At 56.1% G+C, this 8,861-nt stretch carries 13 protein-coding genes and 1 tRNA gene; 3 read left to right on the forward strand and 11 right to left on the reverse strand.

Annotation, left to right across the window (positions count from 1 at the left end; all coding sequences use genetic code 11):
* The coding region (tnpA, locus tag KJ653_04310; protein MBU0685056.1) for an IS200/IS605 family transposase at positions 1-315 on the forward strand (315 nt) is incomplete at its 5' end.
* On the opposite strand, the gene KJ653_04315 is transcribed toward tnpA, so the two are convergent.
* Positions 233-1,075: an acetamidase/formamidase family protein gene (locus KJ653_04315; GenBank protein MBU0685057.1), complete on the reverse strand. Its 843-nt coding sequence runs from the start codon at positions 1,073-1,075 to the stop codon at positions 233-235. The genes tnpA and KJ653_04315 overlap by 83 nt on opposite strands.
* Before the next feature lie 95 nt (positions 1,076-1,170).
* Here KJ653_04315 and KJ653_04320 point away from each other — a divergent pair.
* Positions 1,171-1,273: transfer RNA gene (locus KJ653_04320), tRNA-Glu, on the forward strand.
* Positions 1,274-1,368: 95 nt separating this feature from the next.
* Entirely contained in the window at positions 1,369-1,899 is a 531-nt protein-coding gene (locus tag KJ653_04325; protein MBU0685058.1) for an HAD family hydrolase, read from the forward strand.
* Between the two features lie 69 nt (positions 1,900-1,968).
* On the opposite strand, the gene KJ653_04330 is transcribed toward KJ653_04325, so the two are convergent.
* The 10 genes from KJ653_04330 to KJ653_04375 form a co-directional block, all read right to left on the reverse strand.
* Positions 1,969-2,364, reverse strand: coding sequence for a CopG family ribbon-helix-helix protein (locus tag KJ653_04330; protein ID MBU0685059.1), 396 nt, complete (start codon positions 2,362-2,364; stop codon positions 1,969-1,971).
* 99 nt (positions 2,365-2,463) lie between these two features.
* Positions 2,464-3,132, reverse strand: coding sequence for a histidinol phosphate phosphatase domain-containing protein (locus KJ653_04335; GenBank protein ID MBU0685060.1), 669 nt, complete (start codon positions 3,130-3,132; stop codon positions 2,464-2,466).
* Entirely contained in the window at positions 3,129-3,707 is a 579-nt protein-coding gene (locus tag KJ653_04340) for a bifunctional phosphoribosyl-AMP cyclohydrolase/phosphoribosyl-ATP diphosphatase HisIE (protein ID MBU0685061.1), read from the reverse strand. The genes KJ653_04335 and KJ653_04340 overlap by 4 nt, the downstream gene beginning before the upstream one ends.
* Positions 3,707-4,477 carry an imidazole glycerol phosphate synthase subunit HisF gene (gene hisF / locus KJ653_04345; protein ID MBU0685062.1) on the reverse strand — a complete coding sequence of 257 codons (771 nt, stop codon included), beginning with the start codon at positions 4,475-4,477 and terminating at the stop codon, positions 3,707-3,709. Before hisF ends, KJ653_04340 begins: the two co-directional genes overlap by 1 nt.
* Positions 4,477-5,043: an imidazoleglycerol-phosphate dehydratase gene (locus KJ653_04350; protein ID MBU0685063.1), complete on the reverse strand. Its 567-nt coding sequence runs from the start codon at positions 5,041-5,043 to the stop codon at positions 4,477-4,479. The genes hisF and KJ653_04350 overlap by 1 nt, the downstream gene beginning before the upstream one ends.
* Positions 5,040-5,750 carry a 1-(5-phosphoribosyl)-5-[(5-phosphoribosylamino)methylideneamino]imidazole-4-carboxamide isomerase gene (locus tag KJ653_04355; protein ID MBU0685064.1) on the reverse strand — a complete coding sequence of 237 codons (711 nt, stop codon included), beginning with the start codon at positions 5,748-5,750 and terminating at the stop codon, positions 5,040-5,042. The genes KJ653_04350 and KJ653_04355 overlap by 4 nt, the downstream gene beginning before the upstream one ends.
* On the reverse strand, positions 5,747-6,346 hold the full coding sequence (gene hisH, locus KJ653_04360; protein ID MBU0685065.1) for an imidazole glycerol phosphate synthase subunit HisH: 600 nt from the start codon (positions 6,344-6,346) through the stop codon (positions 5,747-5,749). The genes KJ653_04355 and hisH overlap by 4 nt, the downstream gene beginning before the upstream one ends.
* Positions 6,343-7,407, reverse strand: a complete 1,065-nt coding sequence (gene hisC / locus KJ653_04365) for a histidinol-phosphate transaminase (protein MBU0685066.1) — start codon at positions 7,405-7,407, stop codon at positions 6,343-6,345. Before hisC ends, hisH begins: the two co-directional genes overlap by 4 nt.
* Positions 7,404-8,690: a histidinol dehydrogenase gene (gene hisD / locus KJ653_04370; protein MBU0685067.1), complete on the reverse strand. Its 1,287-nt coding sequence runs from the start codon at positions 8,688-8,690 to the stop codon at positions 7,404-7,406. The genes hisC and hisD overlap by 4 nt, the downstream gene beginning before the upstream one ends.
* Position 8,691: 1 nt before the next feature.
* Positions 8,692-8,861, reverse strand: a 170-nt coding sequence (locus KJ653_04375) for an ATP phosphoribosyltransferase (protein MBU0685068.1), incomplete at its 5' end; no start/stop codon positions are given.

The raw sequence follows: 8,861 nt of genomic DNA on the forward strand, positions 1-8,861 counted from the left end.
TCGGAAGTCAAGGAGCTGGAAGTGATGGCCGACCATGTGCATCTCTTCATCGGAGCACCCCCGACGGAATCTCCTGTCGGGATCGTAAAGGCTCTGAAAGGGATCAGCGCGAGGGTGTTGTTCGACGAGCATCCAGTCCTGCGGACAATGTTCCGACAGGGGCATCTATGGAGCCCGAGCTATTACATTGGGACGGTGGGGCATGTGTCTGCGGAAGCGATAGCGAGGTATATCAGGGATCAGAAGTTGCGGAGGGTCGGGCGACCTGCTTCCTCCCCCAATGAATTGGGGGTCTCCGCAGGACGGATTCCATGAATCTGACTAGGTCGGAGGTCGCCAGCTTTGCCGCTTTGTCAAGAGTCTTAGCGGCAGCGTAGGACAACCATTCCGTGGGAGTCTCGATCATCGGCCTTCGTACCTCAATATCATCTGCTTTGGAAAGACTAAGGGTCACCTCGGCCGGGACCTCGATCCCGGTACCGCAGACCTCCCCGTCTCCCATCGCTGCGTGGACATCCCCCAGAGCGAACATCGCACCGTCGACGAAGGTCGGCAGATAGACCTTTGACCCTTCTCTCGCCTCCACCGTGTCCATGTTCCCTCCGTGATCGCCAGGGTGGAATGTCGGGAACTCGCCCTTCGCTGGGGACACGCCAAGCACGCCTACGTGAGGGTTGAGGTCTATCGACAGGTCGTCGGAGAACTTCGCCTTGTTGCCTCTGATCTCTACTATCTTAGTTCTCGATTTCCTGACATCCTCGCAAAGGATTCCGAGCTCGGGGGAGCACATGATGATTCCTAAGGGACCGCATTTTATTTTCTCGATGGAGATGCAGAGAGTCTCGCCTGCGGACATGCCATCGACTCTGACGGGGCCAGTGGCTGGATTCACACGCTCCATGGGGACGTCCTCGAACAGCTTCTTGGAGGTCTTGACGAGGCCGGAGAAACAGTCGGGGGATTCGACCACGACCATCTCTCCATTCTCAACCGAGTGCGCGGGTCTGTTCTTGGGGGAGAAAACGTGGATGACCTTCTTCGAGCTGAACCTCTGCAACATATCACCTGCTGGCACGGTTCATTGATGACTGAAGGCAAGTACTTTGTTGCTCCCGAACCTTGAGTACCAAACCTTTATGTAAGGCCATCCTTTTTGGAGCGATACACCGAGCTCCCGTAGTGTAGTCCGGCCAATCATTCGAGCCTCTCGCGGCTGCTTTTCGCGGCAGGCCGGTGAAAGTTCGATACCCGGGTTCAAATCCCGGCGGGAGCACTCCCGAATTCACTCTCCGCAATCGGACCGTTCTAAGCGCTGGTTCATTATCAGACTACTTGATTAGCGTCCTCACCTATCTTCGATGTGGGGCTGTGAGGATGATCCGTGCGCTCATATTCGACTGGGGAGACACAGTGATGAAGGTGTTTCCAGAGTCCTCCGGACCCATGGCACATTGGCCAACCGTGGAAGCCGTTCCTGGAATCGAGAGAGCGCTGGCGTTCGCCCAGCCGATCTATCGACTTGTGCTCGCTTCAAATGCAACCGACTCAGGACCTGGGTTAGTCATAAACGCTCTTGAACGCGTTGGTCTTGATCGCTATTTCCACGAAGTCGTCACCGCGAAGGAGTTGGGAGCCTCAAAACCAGACGTGGCCTTCTTCAAGGCGATATTGCGGAAACTGAAGTGCGCACCTGAGGAGACTGTCATGATCGGAGACAAGTTCGACGCGGACATCTCCGGCGCCAAGAGAGCTGGTCTTTGGACAATATGGTACAACCCAACCGGGAAGAAGCTCCCGCTGAACGGCGAGCGCCAGGCGGATACAGTCATACGGGATTATTCTGAACTGGATAACGCCCTGATGGTGATCTCAAGCAGGTCCCAGAGGCCTATATCCTGATCCAGATATCCTGCATTCTGCCCTCGTCCGATCTAACAGTACAGAAGCAAGACCGACGATGACTCGGTTCTAGTCGATCGAGCGTGAGGTCGAGATGAACCTGATGGATCTGACGCCTTTTACCTTCCTAATCTTCCCGAGTATCTCCCTAAGCCTGCTATTTGGGCCTCTAGCAATGAAGACCTCCATGCATTGTCCTTTTTCGATGTGCAGATGAAGCATCATCTGGATCTCTTCGTATCTGTGCTGTAAGACGGAGAGTTCGCCTCTCGGGCCGATCTCATCGTAAATCATCGTTATGACAATCTGATTCTCGCCTTCGGCGCTTTCCCACTCAACCTCATCGACGAAAGACCGCATCGACTCTCGCACAGCGTCCGATCGAGACCTGAAGCCCTTGGTGGCAAGAACCTCGTCGAAGCGTCCGAGAAGCTCCTCAGGGACGGATATGCTGACAATTGCCATCTTCTCACCACCGAAGATGTACAGGCAGACTATTTCAGACTTAGCAGGGAGTGGGCCAAATCAAAACGGCTCTGAGTACCGACTTCGATGCGCCCAATCCTACAGTCTCCCAAGTCTTTTCAGGATCTCCTCAGGTGCAGAGACAAGTGCCGCACGAATCTCTTCAGGTAGCATCCCCGCTCCCCGAGCAACAGTGTTCGAGAAAGCCATCGAGCTCAGGTCCTCTGTGGAATGGGCATCAGTGTTGACAACGAGTTTCGCCTTCATCTCCCTCGCGAGCGATGCGACATGACCATTGGCAAGTGAATGGCCTCCACGGCACGTGATCTCCAGATAGACATCGTTCTCGGCAGCGAGTTCCACCTCATCAGCAGATATCATGCCCGGGTGTGCTAGGATGTCCACATCCGGGTTCGCCACCGCCTTTCCATTCGTCCCCTTCTCCACCGGCTCGACGGGGGTCTCGCCATGAACGACTATCAACTCCGCCCCCGCCTTCCGCGACTTCCTTATCGCGTCGTCCAGATACCTGACGGGGACATGGGTCAGCTCCACGCCAGGAATCGCCTGAATGCCCCAGGCATCGGATTTCTCGCAGTCTTTCTCAAGTGCTCTGACGACCTCTTCGATGTTGGAGAAGGATGCGTGGTCCGTCAGGGCGATCGCGCGGTGGTCGGCAGCCGCTGCCCTTCTGATCATCTCCATCGGGAGAAGATCGCCGTCGCTCAAGGTCGTGTGCATATGGAAATCGCATCGTCTAGCCCTCATTTCCTTCGTCCCTCCAGTTCCCCATAGATGTCATCCATCGTTATGCCTTCGTCGAACAGCAGGACCATCAGATGATACAGCAGGTCCCCTGCCTCATATACTATCTCCTCTCTGGATTTGTCCTTCGCCGCGATGATGACCTCCGAGCTCTCCTCGGCGATCTTCTTCAGGAGAAGGTTCCTGTTCTTAAGCAGCTTGACAGTGTATGACGATTCAGACTCGGTCGCCTTCCGCTCGGCGAATACCTTCCACAATTGAGAGACCACATCGCTCTGGTGGATTGGCTCCTTGTAGAAGCACGAATAGCTCCCCGTATGACATGCAACCCCCGTCTGCTCGACCCTTGCCAACATCGCGTCTCCGTCGCAGTCGGTCATGAGTTCGACGCACTTCTGGAAGTTTCCGGAGGTCTCCCCCTTCTTCCAGATCGCGTTTCTCGACCTGCTCCAGTAATGCATCAAACCTGTCTTCTTAGTCAGCTTAAGCGCCTCTTCGTTCATGTAGGCGAGCATCAGAACGTTGTTATTCCTAACATCCTGTACAATCACCGGCACAAGCTCTTGCTTCTCGCTCATTATCCCGCACCCTTCCTTATTGAAACGCCTTTCGATTCAAGGACCCGCTTGACATCGGCGACCGTGTGCTCGCCGAAGTGAAATATCGATGCTGCGAGGGCTGCATCCGCCTCACCCTTGGTCAGCACTTCGAAGATATGATCGATGGTGCCGCAGCCGCCGGAGGCTATGACAGGCACATTCACAGCACGAACCACCTGCCTAGTCAGCTCTATATCGAAGCCCATCTTCGTTCCATCGGCGTCCATGCTCGTGAGGAGTATCTCCCCAGCTCCTCTCTCGCATACCTCCTTGGACCATTCTATTGCATCGATTCCAGTCGCTCTCGTGCCCGAGTAAGTGAATACTTCCCAACAGTCATTGCTACTGCGCTTGGCATCTATCGCGACCACCATGCATTGGCTCCCGAACGCCTCAGCACACTCCGCTATCAGGGATGGTTTCTCGACGGCAGCGCTGTTTATCGAGGTCTTGTCGGCGCCAGCCTTGAGCGTCGCCCTGACGTCTGCGAACGATCTGATGCCCCCGCCGACGGTCAGCGGAATGAACAAGGTCTCCGCGGTCTTCTGAACCGCCGCGCGAAGGGTCTCCGCTCCCGCGACCGACGCGTTCACATCAAGGAACACTATCTCATCGGCTCCCTGGTTCTGGTATTCGACCGCCAGTTCGGGTGGATCACCCACGCTCCTGAGGTTCTTGAAGCACACGCCCTTGACGACTACGCCATCCTTGACGTCCAGACAAGGTATGATCCGCTTCGTCAAAGGCATCAGGCGATCCTCCACTTCACATTCGATTTCGTTGACAACGTCGTCGCGGAGGAAGCCATCGCGTCCTTGAGAGCTAGTCCGAGTGCTTTGAAGGTGGCTTCGACTATGTGATGATGGTCCTTCCCCCTCAAGACCACCGAGTGCACAGTGGCTCTGAGCTCCATCGCGAATGACCGCACGAAATGCTCGTACATCTGGTCTGGGACATCGAAGTGCGCGAACGGTCTGTCGATGAGGTCGACCGTGACCTGTACTAAGGACTCATCCATCGGGACTGTGGCGCTTGCTATCCTCTTGATTGGTCCATCGCCCAAGGCCTCCCTGAAAGCCCGGCCGATAGCGATTGCCACATCCTCTACGAGGTGGTGCGCGATGTCTCCTTCTGCAGTGATTTCGAGGTCGACCCCCGAGTACTTGGCAAGAGTCTCCACCATGTGCCTCAGGAACTCGTCCGGCATCTCGCACTTGCACCTGCCGGAGCCGTCGATGTTGAGCTTCAATCTGATGATCGTCTCCTTCGTCTTCCTAGTCAATTCTGCCTTTCGGGCACTTCTCTGATAGCTCATCTGAACCCCCTCACAGCCTTCTTGAAATCTATATTGCCAGTGTATATCGCCATGCCCACGACCGCTGAGTGCGCGCCCATCCTCTGGAGCTGGTCCAAGTCACCCATCGTCGTGATGCCGCCGGAGACAATCAAGGGTTTTGTGACTGCGGTCATCAGCGCCTGAATTGCAATAGGGTCTATCCCCTGCAGCCTGCCCTCCACCTCTATGTTCGTGTACAAGAAACCGAAGATCGGCAACTCATCCATCTCCGCTGCAACGGACAGCAGCTCCTTTCCGGAGCTCTCCTGCCAACCTTTGATGAGGACTTCGTTTGAGACAGCGTCTATCGCAACGACTATACTCTCTGGATATTCGCTTGCCAGCTTCTCGATGAAGGGTCTATCCTGGATGGCCCTTGTGCCAACGATGACCCTTTCACAACCAATGTCGAACAGCCTCTGGACCTGCGCCTCCGACCTTATGCCTCCCCCGACCTGCACCGGGATATCGACCGCAGCAATCACCATCTCGACCAGGGATTCATTGTTGCCAGTGCCAAGGGCTGAGTCAAGGTCGATCACGTGGATCATCTCGGCGCCGTCCTTCTCCCACCGCCTAGCGACTCCCATGACATCCTCGATCCTCACCTTCTCAGTGCCCGGTTTTCCACCGACAAGCTGGACGCAGCTACCTCCCTTGACATCGATTGCCGGTATGACCTTCAAGCTGACCCCTCCGCCAACTTCACGAAGTTCTCTAGTAATCGCAACCCCGCGGGACCGCTCTTCTCTGGATGGAACTGCACGCCGCAGACCACACCCTGGCGTACCGCAGATGCGAACCTCTCACCGTATTCGGTCTCTGCTATCTCGACCTTTGCCTTCGACCTGCAGATGTACGAGTTCGCGAAATAGAACTGGGTCACGTGCGGGATTCCACTGAAGAGAGGGTCGTCCCGGGCAACGACATCGTTCCAGCCCATCTGGGGTATTCGGCCGCTCTTCAGCTTCTTGACATCTCCTTTCAGTATGCAGATGCCTTCACCGGGTGATTCCTCGCTACGCTCGAAGAGTATCTGCATGCCGAGACAGACGCCCAGTGTGGGCGTGCCTCCGTTGATCGACTTCCTCAGGTCAGGGAGCCTTGGTCTGAGCACATCCATGGCGGCGCCAAAGGCTCCCACGCCAGGGAAAACAATGCAGTCGGCCGAGAGCAGCAACTTTGGGTCTGTCACGATCTGGACCTCTGCTCCCGCCCTCTCCAGCCCCTTGGAGATACTGAACAGGTTCCCGACACCATAGTCCATTAGGGAAATCCTCATTGCTGCCCTCCAACAAGTAGATGCTCCAACTTTTCCAGCAACTTGTCGAGCATTTCCCTCGGCCCGACCGTCACCCTGACATGGTTCTCAAGCAGCGGGTACGCGTTGCAGTCCCTAATTGCCACCCCCTCTCCTCTCAGCGCCGACACCAACGCCGTGCTCGGAACAGGCGATTTGCACAACAGGAAATTACAGTCCGAAGGATAGACAATGAACCCCAACGATTCCAGCTTCGGGGCGAGGTAGGCACGCTCTGTCTTCATCCTGGAGACCATCTGGTGAACCCATTCTCGGTTGTCCAATGCGTTCACTGCCACGGCCTCTGCGAAGGAATTGAGTCCGAACGGAGTTCTGACCGCCCGGAGCTCGTCTATGACCTCCTTCCTGGAAATCGCATAGCCGATTCGGAGCCCCGCAATCCCATAGGCTTTGGAGAAGGTCCTCATATCGAGGGAGTGTTCAGAGTTCATGACCTCTTGCAGCATGTTTGAGCCACAGAAGTCAGCGTATGCCTCGTCCAGCATGACGAGCCCGAACGATTCGTTCAATATTCGTCTCACCGCGGCCATGTCGAATAGACGGGCTGTCGGATTGTTCGGCTGACAAATCGCAACGATCTTCGCGCGCTCTTCCAAGATCGGCTCTGCATCTAGCGAGAAGTCTTTCCTCAGCATCTTCTCGGCAATCCTCGCCAAGTGCAACCTGCCGTAGAACTTGTACATGCTGAACGTCGGCGTGGGCGAACAGAGTGCATCGCCTGGGTTGATGAAGCACTTCGAAGTGATGTCGAGCAACTCATCTGACCCGTTCCCCACTATCACCTCGTCCGAGGAGACCCCGAACTCGGAAGCGATCCTTTCCCTTAGCGCATCCGAGCTCTCGCTGGGATACGCCCAGAGCCTTGAGAAGTCGAACCTCTCTGCCGTTTCAATTGCAGCTGGGTTCACACCGAATAGGTTCGCGTTGTCGTTGAGAAGGACCATGTCCTTCCTCGATATGGAATAGGTGGGCTTCGCCAGTGTTCCCAGCGTCTTCCGCTTCAGCTCGCCGACGGACGTCATTTGCTCATTCTCCTCGAACGGGTCAAAGCCGCCTCCGCGTGAGCGGGAAGACCTTCCGAACGCGCCAAGACGTTCACGATCTTAGATAGCTTGATCGCTCCCGCCTCGCTAATGCTCTGGTACGGTATGATCTTGAGGAAATCATAAACCGAGAGCGAAGAACGCATCGAGGCAACGCCCTTCGTCGGGAGAATATGGTTGGTACCTGAACAGTAATCCCCGAATGCCACCGAGGAGTACCTCCCAAGGAATACGGAGCCGGCGTTCCTGACGTCATCAAGGAGGCGGTCTGGTTTCCCGACATCAAGAAGCAGGTGTTCAGGGGCGTAAGAGTTCGCAAACCTGACTGCTTCCGAGATCGACCTCGCGACGACGCAAATCGCGCCTTTCTCAGCAGCCTTGGAGGCGATTTCGCTCCTGATAGCCTTGGCAAGCTGCAAATCCAATTCCTCGCAGATCTTATCAGCGACCTTCCTCGAATCAGTCACTAGAACAGCACGCGCGAGCGGGTCGTGCTCGAGCTGGGCGAGCATGTCAGATGCGATCATCTGCGGATCCGCATGGATATCTGCGATGACGAGTATCTCCGACGGACCTGCAAGGAAGTCTATTTCGCAATCGTTCCTCACAAGGAGCTTGGCAGCGGTGACGAACGCGCCTCCAGGGCCGACGATCTTCTGCACTCTGGGAATCGACTCTGTACCGTATGCCATCGCTGCGATGCTGTGGGCTCCTCCGACCGCGTGGACCTCCGTGATGCCACAGAGATATGCAGAGGCCAGTATGGCGTCAGGCACCCTTCCGGCCCTGCCTGGAGTGCATAACGCAATCTCCCCGACCCCGGCGATCCTTGCCGGGACGCAGGCCATGAGGACTGTGGACATGTAGTCGGCGGTGCCGCCTGGGACATAGACCCCGACTCGCTCCAAAGGCACCACCTTCTGTCCGAGGGTGCAACAATCATCTCTGAACTCGAACGGCTTCAGGACCTGCTTCGAGTGGAATCTCTCGATCCTCTTCTTCGCCACCGTCAGTGCGCGAAGGAGTTCCCCTGGGATCATGGTCCTCGCAGAACGTATCTCCTCCTTCGGGACTGTGAGCGGTCCGCGTTTGAATCCGTCCAATGAACGTGCAAACTCGATGAGTCTTCTGTCGCCACCAACACGGACGCCCTCCACAATCGGCCGAACCTTCTCAATCGCGTCAGAAAGGTCGACGCCCTGCCGAGTCAAGACCGCATTGAGCTGGTCGACCGTCATCTTCCCTAGTTCGAAGGTGAGCATGTCACAGTACCATCCTATCGATTGGCATCACGAGTATTCCTGTGGCACCGATGCTCTTGAGCATCGTGATCACACCGTTGACTTCGTCTTCGTTGGCGACAGCGTGGATAGCCACCATGTCCTCACGGCCCATGATGTTCATGATAGTGGGACCTGAGATCCCCGGCAGAA

The sequence above is a fragment of the Candidatus Thermoplasmatota archaeon genome (assembly GCA_018814355.1).
Classification (GTDB): Archaea; Thermoplasmatota; Thermoplasmata; order UBA10834; family UBA10834; genus COMBO-56-21.